This window comes from Aliidongia dinghuensis, from assembly GCF_014643535.1.
Classification (GTDB): Bacteria; Pseudomonadota; Alphaproteobacteria; order ATCC43930; family CGMCC-115725; genus Aliidongia; species Aliidongia dinghuensis.
Genome location: NZ_BMJQ01000015.1, coordinates 94,403 through 118,417 on the forward strand (window position 1 = coordinate 94,403; position 24,015 = coordinate 118,417).

A 24,015-nucleotide genomic window follows, 5' to 3' on the forward strand; every position below is an offset into this window, starting at 1 on the left:
GCTGGGTCGGGCGAAGGCGTCACGCGTCGAGTCCCGCCACATGCGCCGCCCGCGGGCCGAGCGCCACGCGGATGAGCCGCAGGATCTGCAGCTCCCGGTGGTGCAGGTGATCGTCCGACACCGCGATCAGCTCAGCGAGCTCGCGCACGAGCCGCGCCGGCGCCCGGCCGGCCAAGGCTTCGAGGCTGGCGACCGCGGCCGCGACGCCCATCGGCTCGCCGAGCTGGCGCAGCCGGCCCTCGAAGATGTCCATGACCTCGGCCTCGGCGAAGGCAGCGAGCAGCCCGTGCTGCTTCAGGAAATCGAGGAATTGGCGACGCTCGGCCGGCTCGACCCAGCCGTCAGCGCGGGCAACCAGCGCCGCAGCGGTGACAAGCGCGTCCAGCAGCTCTTCCTCGCGATAATCCTGATGCGCCCGGCTCAGGTCCGACGGGCTGCGGTCACGATGCGTCGACATCAAGGGGGAACTCCTCTCGTTGGGGACGCCCCTTGCTCCGGCGCATCGCGAACGCCCCGGACCAGTCGATTCGAGAGAGAGGAGTGCTGGGTTTGGATCCTCGGGCCCACGACATCGACCGGTCTCGCGCGCCCAAAGCGCCGGAGACTCGGGGGTGATCCGACATCGCGAGGTTGGCCGACAACCGAAGTCGGCGTCCTCGCCAGAGGGGCCCGGATCAATTCTTGACGCTCGTCACGTGGGCCCGCGCCCGGCGCCCGTCAAGACCCTGAAACGAAAGAGGCCCCGTTGCCGGGGCCTCTTTGCAGATCTACGCCATGGGCGCTCAGACGCGCATCGGCATCAGCACGTAGAGCGCCGAATGGTCGCGCGCATCGCGCAGGATGGTGGGCGACGCCGCGTCCGCCATCACGAACTGCGCATCCTCGCCCTCGATCTGCTGGGCGATGTCCAGAAGATAGCGCGAGTTGAAACCGATCTCGATCGGCGAGTGCTGATAGCCGACCTCGATCTCTTCCGACGCCGTGCCGTTCTCGGGGCTGGTCGCCGACAGCACGAGGCTGCCCTGGTCGAGCGCCAGCTTCACCGCCCGGCTCTTCTCGGTCGAGATGGTCGAGACGCGGTCGACCGCCTCGGCGAACAGCTTGGTCGCGACGTCGAGGATCTTGTCGTTGCCGGCCGGGATGACCCGGTCATAGTCCGGGAACGTGCCGTCGATCAGCTTCGAGGTCAAAACACCGTCGCCGAAATCGAAGCGGATCTTGGTCTCGGAGAGTTCGATGCGCACCGCCTGGTCGGTCTCGTCCAGGAGCTTGCGCAACTCCTGCACCGTCTTGCGCGGCACGATCACGCCCGGCATGCCCTTCGCCCCCTCGGGCAACGGCACGTCGACGCGCGCCAGGCGATGGCCGTCGGTCGCGACCGCGCGCAGCACGTCGACCTCGGCACTCTGCGCCGCGTGCAGGTAGATGCCGTTCAGGTAGTAGCGCGTTTCCTCGGTCGAGATCGCGAAACGCGTCCGGTCGATCAGGCCCTTAAGATCGTTCGCCGCGAGCAGGAACTCATGCGCGAGCGGGCCACCGGACATGACCGGGTAGTCTTCCGCCGGCAGGCAGGCGAGCGTGAAGGTCGAGCGCCCGGAGCGGAGCGTCAAGGCGCCGCGGTCGCCGCTCGCGTCGAGCTCGACCTGGGCACCGTCCTTGAGCTTGCGCACGATGTCGTAGAGCGTGTGCGCCGGGGCCGTAGTCTTGCCCTCGCGCGCGACCTGGGCCGGCACGACCTCGACCACCTCGAGGTCCATGTCGGTCGCCGAGAGACTGAGGCGCCCGCTTTCCGCGCGCAGCAGCACGTTCGACAGGATGGGAATGGTATTCCGGCGCTCGACGACGCTCTGGACGTGGCCGAGGGCGCGCAGCAGCGCCGCGCGTTCAATCGTGATCTTCATGGTGTCTGGAATCGTACCAAGGGGCGCCCATTAGCCGAGGTTACTACAGACGGACCAGAAAGCGGACCGACCCGTCGGTATCGGCCCTTGCGGCCGTTCCCCACGGACGGTTCGTATAACATAGTTTTTGCGGCCGGCGCATGCGGATTGCATGCGGGCGGCCCCGGGTTTGCCGTGATCGCGGCCGGTGATGAGCGCTTGGGACACAGCATGGTTGCGGTCCGCGATGTGGTCCCGGGGGTGAAGGTTGATAATATGCCTGTCATCGAGTGCGGCTTAACGTCCGACTCGGGACGATCCTCCACCGGGAAATTCGCGGGATCAGCGCCATGACCACACGACCGACGGTATTCATCGATGGCGAAGCGGGCACGACGGGACTCGAGATCCATCGACGCCTGGCCGGCCGCACCGATATCGAGATCGTCAGCCTGCCGGCAGACTCGCGCAAGGATCCGGCCGCACGCCGCCGGGTGCTGAACGAGGTCGACCTCGCGATCCTGTGTCTGCCCGACGACGCCTCGCGCGAGGCGGCTGCCATGGCCGAGGGCGGCCCGACCCGCCTGCTCGATGCGTCCACCGCGTTCCGCACCCATCCGGACTGGGTCTATGGTTTCGCCGAGCTGGCACCCGGCCATGCCGAGCGCATCGCGGCTGCGAAGCGCGTTTCCAATCCCGGCTGCTATCCGACCGGGGGCATCGCGCTGCTGCGCCCGCTCGTCGAGGCCCAAGTGCTGGGCGACGATTATCCGGTCTCGGTCCATGCCACCTCGGGCTATTCCGGCGGCGGCAAGAAACTGATCGAATCCTACGAGAGCAATCCGCCGGGCGAGGACGCGAGCGCGCTCCGCTATTACGGCCTCAATCTCGAGCACAAGCACGTGCCGGAGCTGCAGGTGCACAGCCGCCTCGCCCACCGGCCGATCTTCCTGCCGTCAGTCGGCGCGTGGCGCCAGGGCATGCTGGTGGCCATACCGCTCCATCTCCGCGCACTGGCGAAGCCGGTGGCGGGCCCCGACCTGCACCGGATCCTCGACGACTACTATCGCGGCCAGCGCCTGGTGCGCGTGCTGCCGTACGTCGAGACGAGCAAGGGCAGCCTCGGCCATCTCGATATCGAGGTGCTGAACGGCACGGACATGCTGGAGTTGTTCGTGTTCGCCCATCCGGGCCACGGCCAGGCGACGCTGGTGGCACGCCTCGACAACCTCGGCAAGGGCGCCTCCGGCGCCGCGGTCCAGAACATGGACCTGATGCTGGGGCTGGCGCGGGCTTAGCCGCCCGCGCCTCCTGCGGTAAAAAATCGTCATCTCCCCGGGCTTGTCCCGGGGATCCACGCCGCGCCGCGCGCACATCGCCTGAAACAGGGTCTCAGGCCCAACCGCGTGGATGGCCGGGTCACGCCCGGCCATGACGGGAAGAGAGCGGGCAGGAGACCCTCAGCTCTCCAGCATGCGCCGCAAAAGGTCGATGTCCTCGCCGAGCGCGCGGTCCTCGGCCAGGAGCTCCTCGATCTTACGCACGGCATGCATGACGGTCGTGTGGTCGCGGCCGCCGAACTTGCGGCCGATCTCGGGCAGCGAGCGCGGCGTCAGCTGCTTGCAGAGATACATCGCGACCTGGCGCGGGCGTGCCACGGCGCGGGCGCGACGGGCCGAATGCATGTCGGCCAAGCGAATGTTGAAATGCTCGGCGACCCGCTTCTGGATCTCCTCGATCGTGATCCGGCGGTCGTTCGCGCGCAGCAGGTCGTGCAGCACGTCCTGGGCGCTTTCGAGCGTGATCGAGCGGCCGACCAGCTGGGCGTGGGCGGTGATGCGGGTCAGCGCCCCTTCGAGCTCGCGCACGTTCGACGTGATCTTGTGCGCCAGGAACTCGAGCACCTTGGCCGGCACCTGGGCCTGCTTCTGCTCCGCCTTCGCCTGCAGGATGCCGAGGCGGAGCTCGTAGGTCGTCGGATGGATGTCGGCGACCAGGCCCCAGCCGAGCCGCGACTTCATCCGCTCTTCCATGCCTTCGAGATCGGACGGCGACTTGTCGGCCGAGATGATCACCTGGCGGTTCTGGTCGACCAGCGCGTTGAAGGTGTGGAAGAACTCCTCCTGCGTCGAGTCCTTGCCGCTGATGAACTGCACGTCGTCGATCATCAGCACGTCCACGGAGCGGAACTGCTCCTTGAACGCCATCGTGTCCTTGAACCGCAGCGCCTTGATGAACTGATACATGAACTTCTCGGCCGAGAGGTAGATCACCCTCCGGCTGGAATCATGCCGCCTGATGTGCCAGGCGATCGCATGCATCAGATGGGTCTTGCCGAGACCGACGCCGCCATAAAGGAAGAGCGGGTTGAACGGTGCGGCCCGGTTGCCCGACACGGCCGATTCTGCGACCCGGCGGGCCGCCGCATGCGCAAGCTCGTTCGGCTTGCCGACGACGAAATTCTCGAAAGTGAAGCGGGGGTCGAGCGGCGCCGAGATCTCGCGATCGTCCGCCGCGTCGCCGACCGGGGTCACGGTCGCGGCGGCACCGGCACGGCCGGCTTCCTCCGCGGGCTCGCTCAGACGCGGCTCGGGCTCTGCCGACGCGACGAGGGCCGGCTCGGCGACGAGCGCTGCCGCGGCGACGCGCCGGTCGCCGACGACGATCTCGACCACGTTCACATTCTTGTTCTCGCCGGACCAGAGCGCCTGGATGCGGTCGGCGTAGTGGGCCACGACCCAGTCGCGCAGGAAGCGGGTCGGCACCTCGATCCGGATGGCGTCGCCCACCATGTCGGCGAGGCTCAGCGACGACAGCCAGCTGCGGTAGGCCGCCTCGCCGAACTCGTCGCGCAGCCGGCCGCGCACGCGCTGCCACTGGGCCGCGAGCGGACCGTCGATCTCGGAAATCTCGACGGTCACCTGCGGCACATCCCGCCCGGCACGAGGCCCCGGGCCGCATGGTGTCCAGTCACAATCATCATCGCGCTTCGAGCCAACACCCGCACCGCCCAGCCCATCTCGCAGATTGAAACCCGGTGACGCTCCGGTGGCCCCAGCTTCTCCCGAGCACGGGCGCACTGGTCCATCGGGGTCCAAGGCTCCGACAGGCCGCGCGGGCCGGCGGCGAGAAGTTGCTCGTCACCATCACGTCGCTGGTGGTCAAAATCCAACCCTCGGGGGTCCGACCAGCGAACCGCAAACGGAGCGCTGGATTTTGATCACCAAACCGACACTTTACTGACACGAAACCGTAACAGTGGGTTGTACCCATGCGGCGGTTTCGCATCTGGAGACGACCCGCCCGGCGCCGTAAAACGGCGCACCGGCAAACCGGCTCCAAAGATACGTTACAACGGCGATACGGCCCGATCAGCAGGCAAGCCTGCATCGCTACCGCATCTCCAGAAGAAATGTGTCCCCCATTACCCCAAGTTGCCGGCCGTTTCGGACCGACCACCCACGATCACTGCAATTTTACAAGTAATTCTCGATAGATTTACAGTATCGCACCGAGGCAATACCGCAAAACCTTCCCATCCGCCCTCACCACGCGCGGAACATCGAAAACTCCGCCCACGCGCCCTGCGGCGACAAGGCTTGAGAAGATTACCGATGGGTGACGCTGCTGGCAACGGGATCGTATGCGGAACGCGCGAATATTTTCGCTATACGATCGAAGTAAAGACAGTCAGCCGTCTTTACTTCGATCGCAAGGCAATCGAGTGGCAAGCCCCGTTGGATGACCGGCCCGCTGCAAGGGGGCCGGCCCGACGCGAGAGGTCGAGTTAGAGTGCGGCGATCCGGGCGTTCAAGCGCGACAGCTTGCGCGCGACCGTGTTCTTGTGCAGCACGCCCTTCTGCGCACCGCGCTGCAGCTCCGGCTGGGCCGCGAGGAAAGCCGCCTTGGCGTCGTCCTTGTTGCCGGACGCAATCGCCAACTCGACCTTCTTGACGAAGGTACGGATGCGGCCGATGCGGGCACGATTGACCTCGGTCCGCCGGAGGGTCTGGCGGAAACGCTTCTCAGCGGACTTGTGATTGGCCATGGGGAAACGCGCTCTCGGTGAAACGAAACTGTCAACGGGGTGGCGGGTTATAGCGGTCGGCCCACGGCGCGTCAAGCAACAGACGGCCGCACGCGTCCGAAGACCCGTCACGGAGGGCGCGGTTTCTAACGCCGAAACCGGCGGAAGACAAGCACTCAGAAGCAGGCGCGACCCTGACCAGCACCGACGGCATGAGCCGGATGCATGCGGCTCGTCCATGACCATTCGGTGACGGCAGGGCGATGACGGCAGGGTGGCGATGGCCGGGCGGCGATGGCTGGGCGGCGATGGCGGCGGCCGCTGGACCCACGACAGCCGGGACGGCATCATGGACGCCATCCATGCCCGCGAACGCCCTGGCGTCGCCCGCATCTCCCGCTCCCGTGACGAAAGCCCCTGCCATGACCGCTCTGCCTCAGACGATGACCGCGATCGAGATTGCCACGCCGGGCGAGGCCGATGTGCTCCGCCCCTCCGCGCGGCCGGTGCCGGCGCCCGCGGCGGGCGAGGTGCTGATCAAGGTCGCGGCCGCCGGCGTCAACCGGCCCGATGTGCTGCAGCGCCAAGGTCACTACGCGCCGCCGCCGGGCGCGACAGACATCCCAGGGCTCGAGGTCGCCGGCACGGTCGTGGCCCTGGGCTTCGGCGCCCATCACCTCAATGTAGGCGACCAGGTCTGCGCGCTGCTCGCGGGCGGCGGCTATGCCGAATATTGCGCCGTGCCGGCGGTGCAATGCCTGCCCGTCCCGGCCGGCCTTTCGTTCGAGGAGGCGGCCGGCCTGCCCGAGACCTTCTTCACGGTGTGGAGCAATCTCGTCGACCGGGCCCATTTCACGCCCGGCAAGACCGTGCTCATCCACGGCGGCACGAGCGGCATCGGCACGACCGCGATCCAGCTGGTGAAAGCGCTCGGCGGGCGGGCCTTCGCCACCGCCGGCAGCTACGACAAGGCCCATGCCTGCGAGAGGCTCGGCGCCGAGCGCGGCATCAACTACCAGCTCGAGGATTTCGTCCAGATCACGAAGGAACTGACGCACGGTCACGGCGTCGACATCATCCTCGACATGGTTGCGGGCGACTATGTCGCCCGCAATCTCCAGGCCGCGGCGGTCGACGGCGTCATCGTCAATATCGCGTTCCTCCGGGGCGCCAAGGTCGAGATCGACATCAACCTGGTGATGCGCAAGCGCCTGACCCTGACCGGCTCGACGCTCCGCCCGCGCTCGCCGGCGGAAAAGGGCGCCATCGCGGAGGCGCTGCACGCCCGTGTCTGGCCGCTCATCGCCTCCGGGGCGATCAAGCCGGTCCTCTACAAGACCTTCCCGCTCGCCCACGCCGACGAGGCGCACCGCCTGATGGAGAGCGGCGCGCACATCGGCAAGATCGTGCTGACCGTGTGAGAAGGCATGAGAAAAAATCACGACGCTGGGCGGGCTAGCGGGATCGGGCCTGTCCCGGCGCTTCCATCGCCGGGCCCGGTCGACTATATAAGCGGCATATCGTCATTTTTATGCATGTCGTAACCGGCACCCCGCTCCCGCGAGCGACCGCCGGCCGGTTCGCACGTCGCGAGGAGAAATAGAAGCATGCCGCTGCCCCTGATGCCCAAGGCCACCGCCGTGTGGCTCGTCGAGCATACCTCGCTGTCGTTCGACCAGATCGCGGCGTTCTGCGGCCTGCATGCGCTCGAGGTCCAGGCGATCGCCGACGGTGAAGTCGCGACCATGATGCAGGGCCTGGACCCTGTCGCGAACGGCCAGATCACCAAGGCCGAGATCGCCCGCTGCGAGGCCGACCCGGCGCTGCGCCTCAGGCTCGCGTCCGGCGCCCATCCCGTGCCGGCAACGAAGCACAAGGGCCCGAAATACACGCCGATCTCGAAGCGCCAGGACAAGCCCGACGCCATCGCCTGGATCCTGAAGAACCATCCGGAACTGTCGGACGCGCAGATCTCCCGCCTTATCGGCACGACCAAGCCGACCATCGCCGCGATCCGCGACCGCTCGCACTGGAACTCGCCCAACATCAAGCCGCGCAACCCGGTCGCGATCGGCCTCTGCAGCCAGGCGGACTTCGAGGCCCAGCTCGTCATCGCACGCAAGCAGAACCCGCACGCGGTCCGCGCCGAGCCGCTCCTGACCGAGATCGACGAGATCTAAGCAAAAACGAACCCTCGCCCGCTTGCGGGAGAGGGTAGCGAGCGTGAGCGAGCCGGGTGAGGGTCGACGAACCGCACGACCCTCCCCCTTCCCAGCCTCACGGCTGGGCCCCTTCCCTCTCCCGCGAGCGGGCGAGGAGTTTTCCCCTAAAACCCCGCCTCTTTCAGCGCATCGGCGATCTCGTCGAGTGCCGCCGGGTCGTCGATGGTGGGCGGGACCGTGACCGGCTTGCGGTCGGCGAGCCCGCGCATCGCCTGGCGCAGGATCTTGCCCGAGCGGGTCTTGGGCAGGCGGTTCACGACCAGCGTCCGCTTGAAGCCGGCGATCGGGCCGATCCGGTCGCGGACGAGCTGGCCCACCTCGCGCTCGATCGCATCGTCGGGTCGCGCAACGCCGGCCTTCAACACGACGAAGCCCACCGGCACCTGGCCCTTGAGCTCGTCCGCAACGCCGATCACGGCGCATTCGGCGACGTCCGGATGCGCCGCCACGACCTCCTCCATCGCCCCGGTCGACAGCCGATGGGCCGCGACATTGATGATGTCGTCGGTCCGCGTCATGACGAAGATATAGCCGTCCTCGTCGATGAAGCCCGCGTCGCCGGTCTGGTAATAGCCGGGAAAGGCCGTGAGGTACGACGCGACATAGCGGTCGTCCGCCTGCCAGAGCGTCGGCAGCGCGCCCGGCGGCAGCGGCAGCCGGACCGCGAGGTTGCCGATCTCGCCGGGCTTCGCGGGCTGGCCCGCCTCGTCGAGCACGCGCACGTCCCAGCCGGGCACGGCCTTGGTCGGCGAGCCGGGCTTGACCGGCAGCCGCGCGATGCCGAGGCAGTTGGCCGCGATCGGCCAGCCGGTCTCGGTCTGCCACCAATGATCGATCACCGGCAGGCCGAGCTGCGTCTCGGCCCAGGCGAGCGTCGGCGGATCGCAGCGCTCGCCGGCCAGGAACAGGGCGCGAAAGGCGCCGAGCGGCGCCTTTCTGATGAAGGCGCCGTCCGGGTCCTCGCGCCGGATCGCACGGAACGCGGTCGGCGCGGTGAACAGCACATGGACGCCGTGCTCGCGCACCACGCGCCAGAAGGCGCCTGCGTCGGGCGTGCCGATCGGCTTGCCCTCGTAAAGCACGGAGATGCAGCCGCGGATGAGCGGCCCATAGACGATATAGCTGTGGCCGACGACCCAGCCGACGTCGGACGCGGTGAACATGGTCTCGCCGGGTGCGAGCCCGAAGATGTTGCCCATGCTCCAATGGAGCGCCACCGCATAGCCGCCGTGGTCGCGCACGACGCCCTTCGGAACGCCGGTCGTGCCTGAGGTATAGAGGATATAGAGCGGGTCGGTCGCCGCCGTGTCGGCGCAGGGCACGGGCTCGGCCGCCGCAACCGCTTCAGCCCAATCGAGATCGCGGCCCGGCACGAGATCGCAGCCGAGCTCCGGCCGCTGGAAGACCAGGCAGTGCGCCGGCTTCGCCGCCGCGCGCTCGATCGCGGCATCCAGGAGCGGCTTGTAGGGAATGCGCTTCGCCCCCTCGATGCCGCAGGAGGCCGACAGGATCAGCTTCGGCTTCGCGTCGTCGATGCGGGTCGCCAGCTCGTTCGCGGCGAAGCCACCGAACACGACGGAATGGACGGCGCCGAGCCGCGCGCAAGCGAGCATGGCCATCGCCGCCTCGGGCACCATCGGCATGTAGATCACGACCCGGTCGCCCGGTCCCACGCCCAGGTGCCGGATGGCGCCGGCGAGCCGGGCGACGCGCTCGGTCAGGTCACGATAGGTGTAGCGCTCAATCCGGCCGGTGACCGGGCTGTCGTAGACGAGCGCCGTCTGCCCGCCGCGCCCGGCCGCGACGTGCCGGTCGAGCGCGTTGTAGCAGATGTTGATCCGCCCGCCCGAGAACCAGCGATAGAACGGCGGCCGGCGCGCGTCGAGCACCCGGTCCCACGGCCGGGTCCAGACAAGGTCGCGGGCGGCCTCGCCCCAGAAGCCTTCGGGATCGCCGAGCGCGCGGGCGCAAAGGGCGTCGAAGCGGGCGGCCGCGTCGTCAGTCATCGGTGATCCCTCCTGGCTTCCCCAGCGCTTTTTGCGGCGCGGCGGTTCTTGTCGTTGCATCGAACGGTAGCCCCTGCCGGCCAACCCGTCACGCCCCTTGCGGCCCATGACCGGTTCGGCGGATCATGCCCGCATGGCCTTGATTCTGCTCGAACGGACCTTCCCGACATGCAGCCCGTCGCTTCGCCCTATGCCCGTGATCTGGATCAAAATCCGGCGAATTTTACCGCGCTGACGCCGCTCGGATTCCTGGAGCGCGCCGCCGCGGTGCATCCCGACCGGCTGGCGATCGTGCACGGCGTCCGGCGCCAGACCTGGCGCGAGACCGCCGAGCGCTGCCGGCGGCTCGCCTCGGCACTCAACATGCGCGGCATCGGCCGCGGCGACACGGTTGCGATCATGGCGCCCAACATCCCGGAAGTGGTCGAGGCGCATCACGGCGTGCCGATGGCCGGCGCGGTGCTGAATGCGCTCAACATCCGGCTCGACGCGCCGACCATCGCCTTCATGCTGACCCATGGCGAGGCGAAGCTGCTCATCACCGACCGGGAGTTCTCGGGCGTCATCTCGGCGGCACTCGCCCAGATGACCGGGCCGAAGCCGCTCGTGGTGGACATCGACGACCCGCTGGCCGAGGGCGGCCAGTTGATCGGCGAGCTCGACTACGAGGCGTTTCTGGCCGAGGGCGATCCGGCCTTTCCCGGCCTGCCGGTCACGGACGAATGGGACGCGATCTCGCTCAATTACACGAGCGGCACGACCGGCAACCCCAAGGGCGTCGTCTATCACCATCGCGGCGCCTACCTGAACGCCATCGGCAACATCATGGTCTGGGGCCTGGCCGGGCATCCCACATATCTCTGGACCCTGCCGATGTTCCACTGCAACGGCTGGTGTTTTCCCTGGACCATCACGGCCTTGGCCGGGACCCATGTCTGCCTGCGCCGGGTCGAGGCCGGCGCCATCCTGGACGCGATCGAGCGGCATGGCGTCACGCATCTCTGCGGCGCGCCCATCATCATGACCATGCTGCTGAACACGCCGAACAAGCTCACGGAGCAAGGCCGGCGCATCGAGATGATGACAGCCGCAGCACCGCCGCCCGCCGCCGTAATCGAGGGCATGGAGCGCATGGGCTTCCACATCACCCATGTCTACGGCCTGACCGAGGTCTATGGCCCCGCCGTCGTGTGCGACTGGCACGATGATTGGGACACGCTGCCGCCGGCCGAGCGCGCTCGGCTCAAGGCGCGCCAGGGCGTGCGCTACCCGGTCCTGGACGGGCTGATGGTCGCCAATCCGGAGACCCTGGAGCCGGTGCCGGCCGATGCCGAGACCATGGGCGAGGTCTTCATGCGCGGCAACATCGTCATGAAGGGGTATCTCAAGAACCCGAAAGCAAGCGAGGCCGCGTTCAAGGGCGGCTGGTTCCACACTGGCGACCTGGGCGTGTTGCACCCGGACGGCTATATCGAGCTTAAGGACCGTTCCAAGGACATCATCATCTCAGGCGGCGAGAATATCTCGACCATCGAGGTCGAGAGCGTGCTCTATCGCCACCCGGCCGTGCTCGAGGCAGCCGTCGTCGCCAAGCCGGACGAGAAATGGGGCGAGACCCCGTGCGCCTTCGTGACACTGAAGGAAGGCGCCGACGCCACCGAGGCCGAGATCATCCAGTTCTGCCGCGAGCATCTCGCCCGTTTCAAGATCCCGAAGACGGTCGTGTTCGGCCCGCTGCCCAAGACCTCGACCGGCAAGATCCAGAAATTCGTGCTGCGCGACCGCGCCAAAGGAGGCGGGAGCGCCGATGCCTGACGCGCGCCTGCTGCCGCCGACCGAGGTCGGGCCGGACGAGTTCCTGGCGGCCGCCATCGCCGAGACGGCGCTCGGCGGAGCGGCGGCCGGCGTGCGCCGGTTCGACGGCAGCGCCCGGCATTTCGTGTTCGACGTGCAATTGACCGACGGACGGCGGGCCGTCGTGCGCCTGGGCCTGCCCGAGCACCGCACCGGCATCCGCGATGCGGCCCTCTGGTCGGAGCGGCTCAGGCCCTTGGGCATTCCCATGCCGCGCATCCTGGCGCGCGATTTCACCTCCGAGTTCCCGTCGCTGATCCTGGAGCGGCTCGAGGGCGATCCGCTGCTCCACCATGTCGACCGCCTGAAGCTGCCGCATCTGGGCTTGATCGCCGGCCGGCTCGCCGAGATGCAGCACAAGGTCGCGGGCCTCGGCAGCGCCGGCCGCTACGGCTGGGCGACCGAGGCGGAGGCCGCCCCCTACGTCCGCTGGTCGGACGTGCTGGCCCAGGACTTGGCCGAGGCGCGCGGCGCCATCCAGGCCGCCGACCTGATGGACGAGGCGATCGTCGACGCGGTCGAGCGCCGCTTTGCCCGCGCAGCGCCCGCCCTCGACCGCATCCCGGCCGTGGCGTTCATGGCGGAGCCCGCGACGCGCGACGGGATCGTGACCGAGACCGGGCGACTCTCCGGCCTCGTCGACGTCGACCGTATGGGCTGGGGCGACCCGCGTGTCGCCATCGCCCGCACGCTCTTCGACCTCATGGACGCGGACAAGCCGACGGGCTTCGCCGAGGCTTGGCTGGCGCTCACCGGCGCCCGTGCCGATGCCACCTTCTGGCTCTATGTGGCGTTCGCCGGGGTGACGGCGATGGCCGAGTACGGCGACAGGCGGCAGTTCCGCATCGCCGACCGCGACCGGATCGACCGGCTGATGGCCCGCGTGCTCGCCCGGCTCGATCGGCCGGACGGGCTTTAAGACCAGGATGTGACGGAGCCCATGAAAAAGGCCGGGTTTATTGTCGAACCCGGCCTTCCTTCATCCTTTTGTCGCTCGATCGTCACATCATCTGTTGACGGGACAGTTCGGCGATCGCGTCTTTAATTCGCAGTTTCTCGCGCTTCCATTCCGCTACCTTCAGCTCGTCAGGCAGGGAACGGGTCGTCTCCTTGGCGATAGCTTGCTTGAGGTTGGCGTGTTTATCACGGAGTGCCCGGATGTGATCTTCAACAGCCATAGATGCCTCTCCTAGAAGCGTTGTCGCACGAGTGCGCCATAAAACCGTAATCCCATCGATGCCGGTCTCCAAGCGTTCGATTCGGGCAAGTTGAGGTAATAGTCTTACGGCTTTTCTGGATTTCGCGGTGCATCCGAGCTAGTTCAAGCGCTTATGGAAAAAACGCCCCAGCGACTCATTATTGCTATAACCGGCGCCTCCGGCGTGCGCTACGGCGTGCGCCTCCTGGAGCTCTTGAAGCCGCTCCCGATCGAGACCCATCTGGTGCTCTCGCGCACTGCCGAGGTGACGCTCGCCTACGAGACCGGGCACAAGGTCGCAGACGTGCACGCGCTCGCCGACCATTGGTATCCGGCGACCGACATGGCGGCCGCGATCTCGTCCGGCTCGTTCCGCACCCGTGGCATGATCATCGCGCCCTGCTCGGTCCGCTCCATGTCCGAGATCGCGACGGGCGTCACGACCAGCCTCGTCACCCGCGCCGCCGACGTGGTGCTGAAGGAGCGCCGGCGGTTGGTCCTGATGGTGCGCGAGACGCCGCTCCACACCGGGCACCTGCGCACGATGACCCAGCTGTCGGAGATGGGCGCCATCATCGCGCCGCCGGTGCCGGCGTTCTATGCCCAGCCCGCGAGCCTCGAAGCGATGGTCGACCATAGCCTCGGCCGCGTGCTCGACCTGTTCGACATCGACGCGGGCAGCGTCACGCGCTGGGGCGAGGGTCCGACGCCGCGGCCGCCACGAGCGCGGGCGTGAACGCCCGGGCCGCGGCCGGCCCGGCATAGCGTTCGAGATTGATGAGCCCCAGCGCCGGCGAGGGCTCGCCCAGGGGCCGGTCGGGCAGTGCCGCCAGCAGCCGGCGCTGCTCGACCCGTTCGGCATCGAGCTCGGCCGCCTTGATCCGCTCGCGCAGCTCCGTCGCCAGGCTGTCGCCCTTGAGGAAGCGCCTGACTGCGCGGAGCGGCGCCACCACCCGGGTGCGCCAGGGCTCGAGCGCCGCATCGAGTGCCGGAAAGTCCTCGTCCGTGAGGGCGAGCCCCCGCACGGTCCCGGCCCAGAGGCAGAGCAGGACGAGATTGACGTCGAGGCCGGCACCGTCCTGCAGATCGAGGCAGAGCGCCGAGGTGTCCTCGTAGAGCCTGTGGGCGAACCCCCAGAAGTCGCTCGCCTGCCCCTCGAAATCCGAGCCCATCGGCCCCTCCCCTGGCCCGCGCCAGCCTGCTATAGTCCCGGCCCCGCGTCGTCGGGTGCCCCCGTCAGAGATTGTCGACACGAGTGCCTATGGACCTCGACAACGAAGCCATCAAGCAGAAGCTCGCCGCCCTGGTGAGCGAACATCGCGATCTCGACGCGCTGATCGCCCATGTGGCGGACTCCGCCGAAGATCAGTTGCAGATTCAACGTCTGAAGAAACGCAAGCTCGCCCTCAAGGACATGATCGCGCGGCTGGAAAGCCTGCTGTTGCCCGACATTATCGCGTAAAGCCGTAAAATAATTCCCGTCGCCGCCGCGGAGGCGAGAACCCAGGGCAAGCGACCGGCGAGCGGCCGTTTTGCGTGCATAACGGAGCTTCCATCTCCCTTCCGTCATGGCCGGGCTTGACCTGGCCATCCACGCCTTTGCGCAAAACGCTCACCCCGGTCACGGGATCGCCAAGCGGCGGCGCGTGGATCCCCGGGGTCAAGCCAGGGGAGGACGAAGACTGGCAGACGTGGGGTTCGCTTCGACCAACCAGCTCAATCCATCGGCATGTAGGGCCTGACTTCGTGCCAGCCCTGCCAGATCATGCTGAAGGCCACATAGGTGATGATGCCGAGGCCGATCCAGACGATCCAGGGGAAGCGGCCGATCATGCGGGCGACCAGCTGCGAGGCCATGCCCATGAGCCCGACCGAGAGCGTCAGGCCCGCGACGAGCACCCAGAGATGCTCGCGCGCCGTGCCAGCAACCGCCAGCACGTTGTCGAGCGACATGGAGATGTCGGCGACGACAATCTGGAGGAGCGCTTGCGCCAAGGTCTTGCTCTTGGGCTCGCCGCAATCGCCGGACGGGCAATGGCCCTTGCCGCACGCCTCGCGGAACATCTTCCAGGCGACCCAGAGCAGGAGGAAGCCGCCGGCGAGTGTCAGCCCGATGACCGCGAGCAGCTGCACCGTCACGACGGCGAACAGGATGCGGAGCGCGGTCGCCGCCAGGATGCCGAGCAGGATCGCCTTGCCACGCTGCCCCTGCGGCAGGCCGGCCGCCGCCATGCCGACAACGATGGCATTGTCCCCGGCGAGCGTGATGTCGATGAGCACGACCTGCAGCAGCGCCGAAAGTGCTGTGAGGTCTATCCAGGCGGGCAATGTCATGGCCGCGCAGATATGGGCACGAGCGCCCTACGCCGCCAGCCTTGGATTCCGAAGGTCAGCGTAGCGCCAGCAATGCTTCCAGGTCGTGGAAGCTGCCGTAGCTGCCACCGAGATAGCACAAGGGTTCGCCCACGCCGATGCGCTGGGCCACGACCTCGCCCAGGAAGATCGAATGGGTCGAGCCGTCGAAGGTCTGGACGACCCGGCAGTCGAAGCCGACGAGGGCACTTTTCAGGATCGGCGCGCCGGTTTGGAGCACGTCCCAATCGCCGGTGGAGAAGCGCGCCTCGCCAATCTCGGCCCCGCTGAACCGCTCGGCCAGCGCGTGATCGTCGGCGGTCAGCACGTTGATCGCGAACAGGCCGGACGAGACGATGGCGTCATGGGCCGAGCCCTGCCGGTTGACGCAGCAGAGCAGCGTCGGCGGCGTCGCCGAGACGGAACAGACCGCCGTCGCGGTCAGGCCGCGCCGCTGCCCGTCGGCCAGTGTCGTGATGATCGTGACGCCGGCAGTAAGGCGCCGCATGCCCGTCTTGTAGAGTTCCGGCTCGATTGCCATCCAGCGGCCCCAGAAAACTTATCCAAAACTTATCCAAAACTTACCCAACGTTACGCCCTTGGATATAGGGCAAATCGGCCCCCCTGGCGACATTGGAACTGGCGGCAGGGCACATGCCGGACATGCCCGCAGGTCGGTGCCGCGGGCGGCTATCTGCTGCATCAGTAATCCGCCCGAGGCGCCATCATCCAAAGGGATCCCAATGTCCGTCGCGAGACGGATTGTTAAGCGGCCTCTGAGAGATTAGGGATAGTAATTCCCGATCGGTCTCTCGCGAGTGTCCGCCGATGCGCCTCAAGTTCCTTTCCGCCGATGACCCGCGTGAAGCCGCCTTCCGGGCGGCAGTCCAGCTCGGCCCTTCGGCCGTCCTGGTCGAGAACGAGGCGAATGCGGACGGCAGCTTCGCCGGCCTGATCGACGGTGCGGCGGAGCGTCCGGCTCTGGACCCGATCGAGGTGGTCGAGGACGCGCTCAATTTCCACGATGCGCCGCCACGCCTCGTCCTGCGCCTGATCGAGCGCAAGGTGCGCAAGGCGGACGCACTGCATCTGCTGGAAAGCGGGCTCAAGGCGCTCCTGAAATTCTCGGCCCTGCCCCATGCGGCGCGCGCCCGGCTGATGCTGGTCGGCCCGCCGGCCGCCGGCAAGACCACGCTCGTCGGCAAGCTCGCAGCGCGCGGCACGACGCCGGTCGCACGCGTGCTGACGACGGATATCCATCGACCGGGCGGCGTCGAGCAGCTGGCCGAGTTCGTGGCCGTACTCGGCATCGATCCCGAGCGGGTCGATCCCACGGCGCCCGGCTTTACGGCGTCTGACCTCACGGTGCCGGAGAGCGGGCCGCTGCTGATCGACACCGCGGGGCTCGATGCCGCCGACACGGCCGGCTTTGCGGCACTCGGCCGGCTGGCGGAGCAGACCGGGGCCGAGCCGATGCTGGCGCTGCCGGCGATGCTGGATGCGAGCGAGGCGCGACTGTTCGCGCAAGCGGCGCTCGCCATCGGTGCCAAGCGCGTCGTCGTCACGCGCCTCGACATCGCCCCGCGCCTGGGCGCGCTCATTGCCGCGGCCGACGCCGGGCTCGCCGTCTCGGCCGGCAGCATCACCCAGCATTTCGCGTTCGGCCTGAAGCCGCTGACCGCGACCGTGCTCGCCCACCACATCCTGGAACTGGCCGCCGAGAAGGCGCGGCCGGAATAGGGTCCGTCGGGACCAGATTCAGGCGGACGGGCCGCGGTCCGTCCCGGGCAACAGTTCAGCCAAGCAGCGCGGGCAGAGGCACGCGGGTGTGCCTGATGCCGGTTCCTTAGGGACCGGCCCCCTAGGCACTGGCCCTTGCGGGACTGGCCCTTTCGGGACTGGTAGGCGCGCCGGCAATTCCATGCACCAGCAATCGCCCGCCGGCCGGCAGGTCATGGCGGCGCCGCAGCGCGGGCAGGTCGTGGTGTCAGGCGCACTGCCGGTCATGCGGCGCAGGGCCCCTCGTTACGACCGCCGATCCGTCGGCAGCAGGGCGAGCCGGCGGGCGCGGCGCGAGCGCCAGCGGGTGACGAGCAGGATCGTCAGCACCGCGACCGCGAAAATGCCGAGGGCGCTGAGCTCGATCGCCAGCGCATATTGGCCGAGCAGCCGGCCGATCGCATGCCCGAATAGATATCCGATGCCGACGAAGCTCGCGGCCCAGATGCCCGCGCCGACGAAGTTCAGCACCATGAAGCGTGGGGTCGACAGTTCCGACAGCCCGATCGCGGCCGAGGAGAAATTGCGGATGCCGTAGATGAAGCGGAAGGTCAGGATGAACAGTATGTCCCAGCGCTCGAGCCAGCGGTGCACCATGTCGATGCCGTGCTTCCAGTCCGGAAACTTGCGCAGGAGGAACGGCCCCGCCTTGCGTCCGAGGAAGAACCAGCATTGGTCGCCGAGATAGGAGCCGCACCAGGCGGCAGCCCCCAGCTTGTAGGGATCGATCGTGCCGCTGGCCGCCACGGCGGCCGCCAGCAGGACGAAGGTTTCGCCCTCGAGGAAGGTCCAGACGATCGTCAGCAAGTAGAAATAGTCGCGGTACTCGGCGATATACCGCTGAACCTCTTCCATCCGGAAAGTCGCTCCCCAAAACTAACCCGTCGCACCCTTGCCGGATGTCGATGCTGATCCTGGCGATCGGGTTCTCCGCCGCACGTTTCCGACACCCGCTCCCCGCGAGGAGCATGACCCGAACGCCCAGCGAAGCGCATACATCCGCCGACAGCGCAGCTTTTTCAAGCCCGCTTGCCCGCATTTGCCCAATTACGACACGGCCCCCAATTACGACATGGGTTGCCATTGGCACCCGATTTCCTTTCATCAGACGACAGGCATACGATGCCTCGTGTCAACAAAAGCTTGCGAGAGGGCCAGCCCGTCATGTCGAAGGAAACGTTTTCTGCGTCGCGCTCGTGGCATGCGCCGGTCGCGGACCCGGTCGCCCGTGCCCGGATCGACCTCGCGGCGGCACTCCGCTGGGCCGCGAAGCTCGGGTTCGGCGAGGGTATCTGCAACCATTTCAGCCTGGCGCTGCCCGGCGGCGACCGCTACCTGATCAACCCGTTCGGCGTACATTGGGCAGAGATGCGGGCGAGCCATCTCCTCATGCTCGACCGCGACGGCCGGATCGTCGAGGGCGCCGGCGAAGTCGAGGCAACGGCGTTCCACATCCATTCCCGCCTGCATCACGCCCATGATCGGGCAACCGCCGTGCTGCACACCCATATGCCGCACGCGACCGCGCTCACGCTCATCGAGGGCGGGCGGCTCGCCATGGCCCATCAGAACGCGCTCCGCTTCTGGGACGCGATCGCCTATGACGACGACTACAACGGCCTGGCGCTCGCCCAGGACGAGGGCGACCGGCTGGCCGCGTCCTTGGGCCAGGCCCGCATCCTGTTCCTCGCCAATCACGGCGTGGTCACCGTCGGGCCGAACCTCGCCGAAGCGTTCGATGATCTCTATTACCTGGAGCGCGCGGCCGAACTGCAGGTGCTGGCGCTCTCGACCGGCCGGCCGCTGAAGCTCGTCGCCGACGAGGTCGCCCGACGCACGGCCGCAGATTTTGCGCGCGACCGGCCCGCCTATGCCCACGCCCATTTCGAATCGATAAAGCGCCTGCTCGATGCCGAGGATCCGAGCTATCGGGACTGAGACCGCGACGCGCCCCCTCTCTCGCCGTGGACGGCCGGACCCGGCCATCCCCGTGGTAATACCATACGACTTGGCGCAAACTGATGCGCATGCGCCGCCGCATGGATCGACGAGAGAGGGCGAGGCCTGCCCCCTCGGCAACAGGGCCCTGCGCAACATGACCCCGCACAACATGACAAAGATTTAATGTCGCAGCAGGGTCCTCGTTACGTGGCCTGGACCATCTTCCATGCTGAGGCGTTCATCTTCGCGAGAACGCAAGACCGATTTCACCGCTTGTCCGCCAAGGAGGCATCTTCGCCGTGACTGTCAGAGAGCCCACCCCGCGTCGCCGCCCGTTCGGCCGGACGCTTTTCCTCCTGGGCCTGTCGACCAGCCTCGCCTTCGGGCCGTTGGCCCCCGCCTTCGCTCAGGCGCCGATTTCCGCTCCCATGTCGCAGGATCTGCCGAGCTTCTCGCCGATCGTGGACAAGGTGCTGCCCGCCGTCGTCAACATCTCGGTCATCCAGAAGCCGGGCTCGGGCGGCGGCGACGAGCAGGCAGACCAGGGCGACGATGAGAATGACGAGGACCAGGGCCCGCAGCTTCAGGGTCCGGGCCAGGGCACGCCGTTCGACGAGTTCCTGCGCCGCTTCTTCGAGCAGCAGCAGCAAGGCCGCCACGGCGTGCCGCACGTCACGCCGAACGCCCAGAAGGTGATCTCGCTCGGCTCCGGCTTCATCGTCGATCCGACAGGCTATGTCGTCACCAACAACCACGTGGTGGGGGATGCGGAGAAGGTGACCGTCACTTTCGCCGACGACAGCCAGCATCCGGCCAAGATCATCGGCAAGGACCAGAAGAGCGATCTCGCCCTCCTCAAGATCGACGCGCCGAAGCCGCTGCCCTACGTCAAGCTCGGCGACAGCGACCAGGCCAAGGTCGGCGACTGGGTCATCGCCGTCGGCAACCCGTTCGGGCTCGGCGGCACGGTGACCAAGGGCATCGTGTCGGCGCGCGGCCGGCCGATCGCCGATTCGAACTATGTCGACTTCCTGCAGATCGACGCGTCGATCAACCGCGGCAATTCCGGCGGCCCGACCTTCAACATGCAGGGCGAGGTCATCGGCATCAACACGGCGATCTTCTCGCCGAACGGCGGTTCGGTCGGCATCGGCTTCGCGATCCCGTCCAATTCCGCGAAGAACGTGATCGAGGCGCTCAAGAAGTCGGGCCACGTCGATCGCGGCTGGCTCGGCGTGCAGATCCAGGAAGTGACGCCCGAGATCGCGAACTCGCTGGGGCTCGACCAGAACCATCCGACGGGCGCGCTCGTCTCGTCCGTGTCCGACAACAGCCCGGCCTCCAAGGCCGGCGTCAAGGTCGGCGACGTGATCGAGAAGTTCAACGGCAAGACGGTCGAGAAGATGCGCGACCTGCCGCGCGTCGTGGCCGAGACCCCGATCGGCACCAAGGTCGACCTGGGCGTGTTCCGCAAGGGCGAGCACCAGACGCTCTCGACCACGATCGAAAAGCTCGACGACAGCAAGGTCGCCTCGATCGACCCGCAGACCGGCGAGGAACGGCCGGGCCGCGCGCCCTCGCTCGGCCTGACGCTCTCGACCTTGAACCCGGACATTCGCAAGCGCCTGTCCATCCCCAAGGACGTGAACGGCGTGCTGGTGTCGCGGGTCAAGGACGGCAGCCCGGCCGCCGACAAGGGTATCGAGGCGGGCGACGTGATCGTGCAGATCGACCAGACGCCGGTCTCGAAGCCCGAAGAGGTGATCCAGAAGGTCAAGGACGCCTCCAAGGACGGCAAGGCCAAGTCGGTCCTGCTGCTGGTCAACCGCCGGGGCCAGAACCGCTACGTGGCGCTCACCCCCGAAGACAAGGCCGGCTGAGCCCGCCTCCCACGACCGCGGCCTCCCCTCACCCGCCTCGCCCTGCTCGGCACCCTCTCCCCCATCCGGGGGAGAGGGTTGGGGTGAGGGGGCTGCCTCCGAAGATTGCGATCCCCAGGGTTCGTGCCATGAAGCTGCTCGTCGTCGAAGATGATCGCGAGGCCGCGGCCTTTCTGGTGAAGGGCCTGAAGGAGAGCGGCCACACGGTCGACCATGCTGCCGACGGCCGCGAGGGGCTGGTGCTGGCGACGACCGAGCGGTTCGATGCGATCATCCTCGACCGCATGCTGCCCGGCATGGACGGGCTCGCGATCGTGGCGGCGCTCCGCGCGTCCGACAATCACACGCCGGTGCTGATCCTGTCTGCGCTTGACCAGGTTGACGACCGGGTGCGCGGCCTCAAGGCCGGCGGCGACGATTATCTGACCAAGCCCTACGCCTTTTCCGAGCTCCTGGCCCGGCTCGAGTCGCTGCTGCGCCGCGGTGCCGGCGGCAAGACCGAGACCAAGCTCAAGGTCGGCGAGCTCGAGATCGACTTGCTGGCCCGCACCGTCCGGCGCGGCTCGACCGAGATCGAGCTGCTGCCGCGCGAGTTCCGCCTGCTCGAATATCTGGCGCGCAACGCCGGCCATGTGGTGACGCGCACCATGCTGCTCGAGCAGGTATGGGACTATCATTTCGATCCGCAGACCAACGTCATCGACGTGCACATCAGCCGTCTCCGGCAGAAGATCGACAAGGGCTTTGCAAAGCCGATGCTGCACACCGTCCGAGGAGCCGGCTACTGTCTCAAGGCCGCCTGATCGACCTTCTCAAGACCTCGACCTTCCGGCTCGCGGTCTATTATTTCGCGCTGTTCGCCGGCTCGATGCTGGCGATGCTGGCGCTCATTTACTGGCAGACGGTCGTCTACAGCACCCGCCAGACCGATGAGACGATCGACGCGGAGATCACGGGCCTCGCCGAGCAATATCGCGAGCGGGGCCTGGCCGGCCTGGTCGCCGTCATCAACGAGCGCTCGAACCCCGAGCGGGGCTCGAGCATGCTCTATCTCCTGACCGATTCGCGCCAGCGGCCGCTCGCCGGCAATCTCTCGCGCTGGCCCGACCTCGAGGTCGAGAAGGACGGCTGGATGCGCTTCCATTTGAGCGATTCGGGCCAGCGCGGCTCGGGCCAGCGCAGCTCAGGCCCGCACATCGCCCAGGCGACGACGTTCGTGCTGGCCGGCGGCGTGCAACTGCTGGTCGGGCGCGACCTGGCCGAGAACGTCACCTTCCGCAACCGCATCATCGTGGCGCTCGCCTCGTCCGGCGGCCTGACCCTGCTGCTCGGCCTCGTCGGCGGCATCGTCCTCTCGCGCCGGGCCTTGGCGCGCATCGACGCGATCAACCGGACCGGCGACCTCATCCGCGCCGGCGAGTTCAGCCACCGCATCCCCTTGAACGGCACCGGCGACGAGTTCGACCGGCTGGCGCAGAATCTGAACGCCATGCTCGACCAGATCGAGCGTCTGATGGCCGGCATGCGTCAGGTCACCGATAATATCGCCCACGACCTGCGCTCGCCTTTGGGCCGGCTGCGCTCGCGCATCGAGATGGCGCTCATCGAGGAACCCTCGACCGATCGCTATCGCGAGGTGCTGCAGCAGACGATCGCCGAGGCCGACCAGCTGCTCGCCACCTTTACGGCACTGCTCGACATCGCCGAGGCCGAGGCCGGCAATCCGCGTGCGCAGCTGGCCCCGCTCGACCTCACCGCCTTCGCGCGCGATCTAGCCGACCTCTACGAGCCGGTCGCCGAGGAGAAGGGGCTCCGCTTCACGATCGAGACCACGCCCCGTCCGGTCGAGGTGCGCGGCGACCGGCACATGCTGTCGCGCGCAATCGCAAACCTGGTCGAGAACGCGCTCAAATACACGCCCTCCAGCGGCGCCGTCGCGGTCCAGGTCCAGGTCGCCGGGACCATGGCGAGGCTCACCGTCAGCGACAATGGCCCGGGCATTCCGGCCGCCGAGCGGGAGCGCGTGTTCGATCGCTTCTATCGGCTCGAGGCGAGCCGGACGACCGAAGGCAACGGCCTCGGCCTGAGCCTCGCCCGCGCCGTCATCCGCCTGCACGGCGGCTCGATCGCGCTCGAAGACAATGCCCCGGGCCTCAGCGCCGTCGTCTCGCTGCCGCTCATGGTGGGGAACAACGGCGAGGGGGCGTGAGCCGCTCAGGCAAACCAGTCCTCCGCTCGCAGGCCGTCGACGCGGGTGAATTCCTTCAGATTGCCGGTGACGATGACGAGCCCTCGGCTGCGCGCATGCCCGGCAATCAGCAGGTCATAGCCCCCGATCGGAAGCCCACGACGTTCGAGCGTGGCTCGGATATCGGCCGAATGATCGGCTGCGGCCTCGTCGAACGGCAGGACTGCCAACCGGGCCGCGAACCGCTCGACCTCCTGCCGGTTCTCGATCGGCTTTGCTGACTTCGCCGCACCGTGCAACAGCTCGGTCAAGGTGATGGTTGTAATGCACAGCCCGTCGGCTTCCGCATTGAACCGTGCCCGCAAGCCAGCGGGCCGGTCGCGCAGCACACGGATGCAAAGGTTCGTGTCGAGCATATAGCGCAACATTTTAGAAGCCGCCGCGCTCCTGAACAGCCGGCTGATCGCGGTCACCAAGATCGATGCCAGGCGAATCGAAGAAATCGTCCCACACCGCATTGGCCGGCACGATGACCCGGCGAGTGCCATCCCGCAGAATCGCGACCTCCCGGACGCCTTCAGGGAACGCCACGTCCTTCGGCAGCCGAACGGCCTGAGAGCGATTCGTCTGGAACAGAGTTGTTCGGTTCATGATGCAGCGGTCCAGAGGCGGGATATCCAATATGTAT

General features: G+C 67.5%; 25 protein-coding genes. 12 read left to right on the forward strand and 13 right to left on the reverse strand.

The genetic code is table 11. The annotated features are described in order from the left end of the window. Positions 1-19 precede the first annotated feature (19 nt). Together IEY58_RS25220 and dnaN are read right to left on the reverse strand one after the other, a co-directional pair. The gene (locus IEY58_RS25220; protein WP_189050924.1) at positions 20-457 is read right to left on the reverse strand and encodes a TerB family tellurite resistance protein; all 438 of its coding nucleotides are present in this window, start codon (positions 455-457) and stop codon (positions 20-22) included. Positions 458-782: 325 nt separating this feature from the next. Further along, positions 783-1,901: a DNA polymerase III subunit beta gene (dnaN, locus tag IEY58_RS25225; RefSeq protein ID WP_189050925.1), complete on the reverse strand. Its 1,119-nt coding sequence runs from the start codon at positions 1,899-1,901 to the stop codon at positions 783-785. 329 nt (positions 1,902-2,230) lie between these two features. Between dnaN and argC the strand changes: the two genes are divergently transcribed. Next, positions 2,231-3,178 (forward strand): N-acetyl-gamma-glutamyl-phosphate reductase, encoded by a 948-nt coding sequence (gene argC, locus IEY58_RS25230; RefSeq protein WP_189050926.1) that lies wholly within the window; start codon positions 2,231-2,233, stop codon positions 3,176-3,178. A gap of 162 nt (positions 3,179-3,340) precedes the next feature. Here the strand turns inward: argC and dnaA are convergent, their stop codons facing one another. Continuing rightward, positions 3,341-4,801, reverse strand: coding sequence for a chromosomal replication initiator protein DnaA (gene dnaA, locus IEY58_RS25235; protein ID WP_229743942.1), 1,461 nt, complete (start codon positions 4,799-4,801; stop codon positions 3,341-3,343). An 866-nt stretch (positions 4,802-5,667) separates the two neighbouring features. Continuing rightward, positions 5,668-5,928 (reverse strand): 30S ribosomal protein S20, encoded by a 261-nt coding sequence (rpsT, locus tag IEY58_RS25240; RefSeq protein ID WP_189050927.1) that lies wholly within the window; start codon positions 5,926-5,928, stop codon positions 5,668-5,670. Between the two features lie 401 nt (positions 5,929-6,329). Here rpsT and IEY58_RS25245 point away from each other — a divergent pair, with 401 nt between their 5' ends. Together IEY58_RS25245 and IEY58_RS25250 are read left to right on the forward strand one after the other, a co-directional pair. Further along, positions 6,330-7,328, forward strand: a complete 999-nt coding sequence (locus tag IEY58_RS25245; protein WP_229743943.1) for an NAD(P)H-quinone oxidoreductase — start codon at positions 6,330-6,332, stop codon at positions 7,326-7,328. A 186-nt stretch (positions 7,329-7,514) separates the two neighbouring features. Then, positions 7,515-8,087 (forward strand): DUF1013 domain-containing protein, encoded by a 573-nt coding sequence (locus IEY58_RS25250; protein ID WP_189050928.1) that lies wholly within the window; start codon positions 7,515-7,517, stop codon positions 8,085-8,087. A 146-nt stretch (positions 8,088-8,233) separates the two neighbouring features. On the opposite strand, the gene IEY58_RS25255 is transcribed toward IEY58_RS25250, so the two are convergent. Then, positions 8,234-10,135 carry a propionyl-CoA synthetase gene (locus tag IEY58_RS25255; RefSeq protein ID WP_189050929.1) on the reverse strand — a complete coding sequence of 634 codons (1,902 nt, stop codon included), beginning with the start codon at positions 10,133-10,135 and terminating at the stop codon, positions 8,234-8,236. A 168-nt stretch (positions 10,136-10,303) separates the two neighbouring features. Between IEY58_RS25255 and IEY58_RS25260 the strand changes: the two genes are divergently transcribed. Together IEY58_RS25260 and IEY58_RS25265 are read left to right on the forward strand one after the other, a co-directional pair. After that, entirely contained in the window at positions 10,304-11,950 is a 1,647-nt protein-coding gene (locus IEY58_RS25260) for an acyl-CoA synthetase (RefSeq protein ID WP_189050930.1), read from the forward strand. Beyond that, positions 11,943-12,908, forward strand: coding sequence for a phosphotransferase family protein (locus IEY58_RS25265; protein ID WP_189050931.1), 966 nt, complete (start codon positions 11,943-11,945; stop codon positions 12,906-12,908). Before IEY58_RS25260 ends, IEY58_RS25265 begins: the two co-directional genes overlap by 8 nt. Before the next feature lie 82 nt (positions 12,909-12,990). Here the strand turns inward: IEY58_RS25265 and IEY58_RS25270 are convergent, their stop codons facing one another. After that, entirely contained in the window at positions 12,991-13,167 is a 177-nt protein-coding gene (locus tag IEY58_RS25270; protein WP_189050932.1) for a YdcH family protein, read from the reverse strand. Between the two features lie 153 nt (positions 13,168-13,320). On the opposite strand from IEY58_RS25270, the gene IEY58_RS25275 reads away from it, so the two are divergent. Then, the gene (locus tag IEY58_RS25275) at positions 13,321-13,923 is read left to right on the forward strand and encodes a UbiX family flavin prenyltransferase (protein ID WP_189050933.1); all 603 of its coding nucleotides are present in this window, start codon (positions 13,321-13,323) and stop codon (positions 13,921-13,923) included. Here IEY58_RS25275 and IEY58_RS25280 read toward each other — a convergent pair. After that, positions 13,871-14,359 carry a TIGR02444 family protein gene (locus tag IEY58_RS25280; RefSeq protein ID WP_189050934.1) on the reverse strand — a complete coding sequence of 163 codons (489 nt, stop codon included), beginning with the start codon at positions 14,357-14,359 and terminating at the stop codon, positions 13,871-13,873. The two genes, IEY58_RS25275 and IEY58_RS25280, sit on opposite strands and share 53 nt — an antisense overlap. A gap of 89 nt (positions 14,360-14,448) precedes the next feature. On the opposite strand from IEY58_RS25280, the gene IEY58_RS25285 reads away from it, so the two are divergent. After that, on the forward strand, positions 14,449-14,649 hold the full coding sequence (locus tag IEY58_RS25285; protein ID WP_189050935.1) for a YdcH family protein: 201 nt from the start codon (positions 14,449-14,451) through the stop codon (positions 14,647-14,649). Between the two features lie 254 nt (positions 14,650-14,903). On the opposite strand, the gene IEY58_RS25290 is transcribed toward IEY58_RS25285, so the two are convergent. Continuing rightward, positions 14,904-15,521, reverse strand: a complete 618-nt coding sequence (locus IEY58_RS25290) for a TerC family protein (protein WP_189050936.1) — start codon at positions 15,519-15,521, stop codon at positions 14,904-14,906. A gap of 55 nt (positions 15,522-15,576) precedes the next feature. Beyond that, on the reverse strand, positions 15,577-16,080 hold the full coding sequence (locus IEY58_RS25295; protein WP_189050937.1) for a flavin reductase family protein: 504 nt from the start codon (positions 16,078-16,080) through the stop codon (positions 15,577-15,579). A gap of 287 nt (positions 16,081-16,367) precedes the next feature. On the opposite strand from IEY58_RS25295, the gene IEY58_RS25300 reads away from it, so the two are divergent. Further along, on the forward strand, positions 16,368-17,279 hold the full coding sequence (locus tag IEY58_RS25300; RefSeq protein WP_189050938.1) for a P-loop NTPase family protein: 912 nt from the start codon (positions 16,368-16,370) through the stop codon (positions 17,277-17,279). Positions 17,280-17,297: 18 nt separating this feature from the next. Here IEY58_RS25300 and IEY58_RS34825 read toward each other — a convergent pair whose 3' ends face one another. Both IEY58_RS34825 and IEY58_RS25310 read right to left on the reverse strand, forming a co-directional pair. After that, complete coding sequence (locus tag IEY58_RS34825) at positions 17,298-17,546, reverse strand: cysteine-rich CWC family protein (protein WP_189050939.1); 249 nt, start codon at positions 17,544-17,546, stop codon at positions 17,298-17,300. Positions 17,547-17,564: 18 nt separating this feature from the next. Continuing rightward, positions 17,565-18,173, reverse strand: a complete 609-nt coding sequence (locus tag IEY58_RS25310) for a DedA family protein (RefSeq protein WP_189050940.1) — start codon at positions 18,171-18,173, stop codon at positions 17,565-17,567. 309 nt (positions 18,174-18,482) lie between these two features. Between IEY58_RS25310 and IEY58_RS25315 the strand changes: the two genes are divergently transcribed. The 4 genes from IEY58_RS25315 to IEY58_RS25330 all read left to right on the forward strand — a co-directional run bounded on the left by IEY58_RS25315 (position 18,483) and on the right by IEY58_RS25330 (position 23,348). Next, positions 18,483-19,256 carry an aldolase gene (locus tag IEY58_RS25315; protein ID WP_189050941.1) on the forward strand — a complete coding sequence of 258 codons (774 nt, stop codon included), beginning with the start codon at positions 18,483-18,485 and terminating at the stop codon, positions 19,254-19,256. 302 nt (positions 19,257-19,558) lie between these two features. After that, positions 19,559-21,139 carry a DegQ family serine endoprotease gene (locus IEY58_RS25320; protein WP_229743944.1) on the forward strand — a complete coding sequence of 527 codons (1,581 nt, stop codon included), beginning with the start codon at positions 19,559-19,561 and terminating at the stop codon, positions 21,137-21,139. 128 nt (positions 21,140-21,267) lie between these two features. Beyond that, positions 21,268-21,942 carry a response regulator transcription factor gene (locus IEY58_RS25325; protein WP_189050942.1) on the forward strand — a complete coding sequence of 225 codons (675 nt, stop codon included), beginning with the start codon at positions 21,268-21,270 and terminating at the stop codon, positions 21,940-21,942. A 74-nt stretch (positions 21,943-22,016) separates the two neighbouring features. Continuing rightward, a complete protein-coding gene (locus IEY58_RS25330; RefSeq protein ID WP_229743945.1) occupies positions 22,017-23,348 on the forward strand; it encodes a sensor histidine kinase in 1,332 nt (443 codons plus the stop codon). Between the two features lie 5 nt (positions 23,349-23,353). Here the strand turns inward: IEY58_RS25330 and vapC are convergent, their stop codons facing one another. Further along, positions 23,354-23,800 (reverse strand): type II toxin-antitoxin system tRNA(fMet)-specific endonuclease VapC, encoded by a 447-nt coding sequence (gene vapC, locus IEY58_RS25335; RefSeq protein WP_456057532.1) that lies wholly within the window; start codon positions 23,798-23,800, stop codon positions 23,354-23,356. Continuing rightward, entirely contained in the window at positions 23,757-24,008 is a 252-nt protein-coding gene (gene vapB / locus IEY58_RS25340) for a type II toxin-antitoxin system VapB family antitoxin (protein WP_322112044.1), read from the reverse strand. Before vapB ends, vapC begins: the two co-directional genes overlap by 44 nt. Positions 24,009-24,015 lie beyond the last annotated feature (7 nt).

Coding starts and splice junctions, on each gene's coding strand:
- IEY58_RS25255 (WP_189050929.1), bottom strand. CDS start 10,135: ATGACTGACGACGCGGCCGCCCGCTTCGACGCCCTTTGCGCCCGCGCG.
- IEY58_RS25325 (WP_189050942.1), top strand. CDS start 21,268: ATGAAGCTGCTCGTCGTCGAAGATGATCGCGAGGCCGCGGCCTTTCTG.
- IEY58_RS25250 (WP_189050928.1), top strand. CDS start 7,515: ATGCCGCTGCCCCTGATGCCCAAGGCCACCGCCGTGTGGCTCGTCGAG.
- IEY58_RS25270 (WP_189050932.1), bottom strand. CDS start 13,167: ATGGCTGTTGAAGATCACATCCGGGCACTCCGTGATAAACACGCCAAC.
- argC (WP_189050926.1), top strand. CDS start 2,231: ATGACCACACGACCGACGGTATTCATCGATGGCGAAGCGGGCACGACG.
- dnaN (WP_189050925.1), bottom strand. CDS start 1,901: ATGAAGATCACGATTGAACGCGCGGCGCTGCTGCGCGCCCTCGGCCAC.
- IEY58_RS25245 (WP_229743943.1), top strand. CDS start 6,330: ATGACCGCTCTGCCTCAGACGATGACCGCGATCGAGATTGCCACGCCG.
- IEY58_RS25310 (WP_189050940.1), bottom strand. CDS start 18,173: ATGGAAGAGGTTCAGCGGTATATCGCCGAGTACCGCGACTATTTCTAC.
- IEY58_RS25330 (WP_229743945.1), top strand. CDS start 22,017: ATGCTGGCGCTCATTTACTGGCAGACGGTCGTCTACAGCACCCGCCAG.
- IEY58_RS25280 (WP_189050934.1), bottom strand. CDS start 14,359: ATGGGCTCGGATTTCGAGGGGCAGGCGAGCGACTTCTGGGGGTTCGCC.
- IEY58_RS25265 (WP_189050931.1), top strand. CDS start 11,943: ATGCCTGACGCGCGCCTGCTGCCGCCGACCGAGGTCGGGCCGGACGAG.
- IEY58_RS34825 (WP_189050939.1), bottom strand. CDS start 17,546: ATGACCGGCAGTGCGCCTGACACCACGACCTGCCCGCGCTGCGGCGCC.
- IEY58_RS25275 (WP_189050933.1), top strand. CDS start 13,321: ATGGAAAAAACGCCCCAGCGACTCATTATTGCTATAACCGGCGCCTCC.
- IEY58_RS25290 (WP_189050936.1), bottom strand. CDS start 15,521: ATGACATTGCCCGCCTGGATAGACCTCACAGCACTTTCGGCGCTGCTG.
- rpsT (WP_189050927.1), bottom strand. CDS start 5,928: ATGGCCAATCACAAGTCCGCTGAGAAGCGTTTCCGCCAGACCCTCCGG.
- IEY58_RS25285 (WP_189050935.1), top strand. CDS start 14,449: ATGGACCTCGACAACGAAGCCATCAAGCAGAAGCTCGCCGCCCTGGTG.
- IEY58_RS25260 (WP_189050930.1), top strand. CDS start 10,304: ATGCAGCCCGTCGCTTCGCCCTATGCCCGTGATCTGGATCAAAATCCG.
- IEY58_RS25300 (WP_189050938.1), top strand. CDS start 16,368: ATGCGCCTCAAGTTCCTTTCCGCCGATGACCCGCGTGAAGCCGCCTTC.
- IEY58_RS25315 (WP_189050941.1), top strand. CDS start 18,483: ATGTCGAAGGAAACGTTTTCTGCGTCGCGCTCGTGGCATGCGCCGGTC.
- IEY58_RS25295 (WP_189050937.1), bottom strand. CDS start 16,080: ATGGCAATCGAGCCGGAACTCTACAAGACGGGCATGCGGCGCCTTACT.
- IEY58_RS25220 (WP_189050924.1), bottom strand. CDS start 457: ATGTCGACGCATCGTGACCGCAGCCCGTCGGACCTGAGCCGGGCGCAT.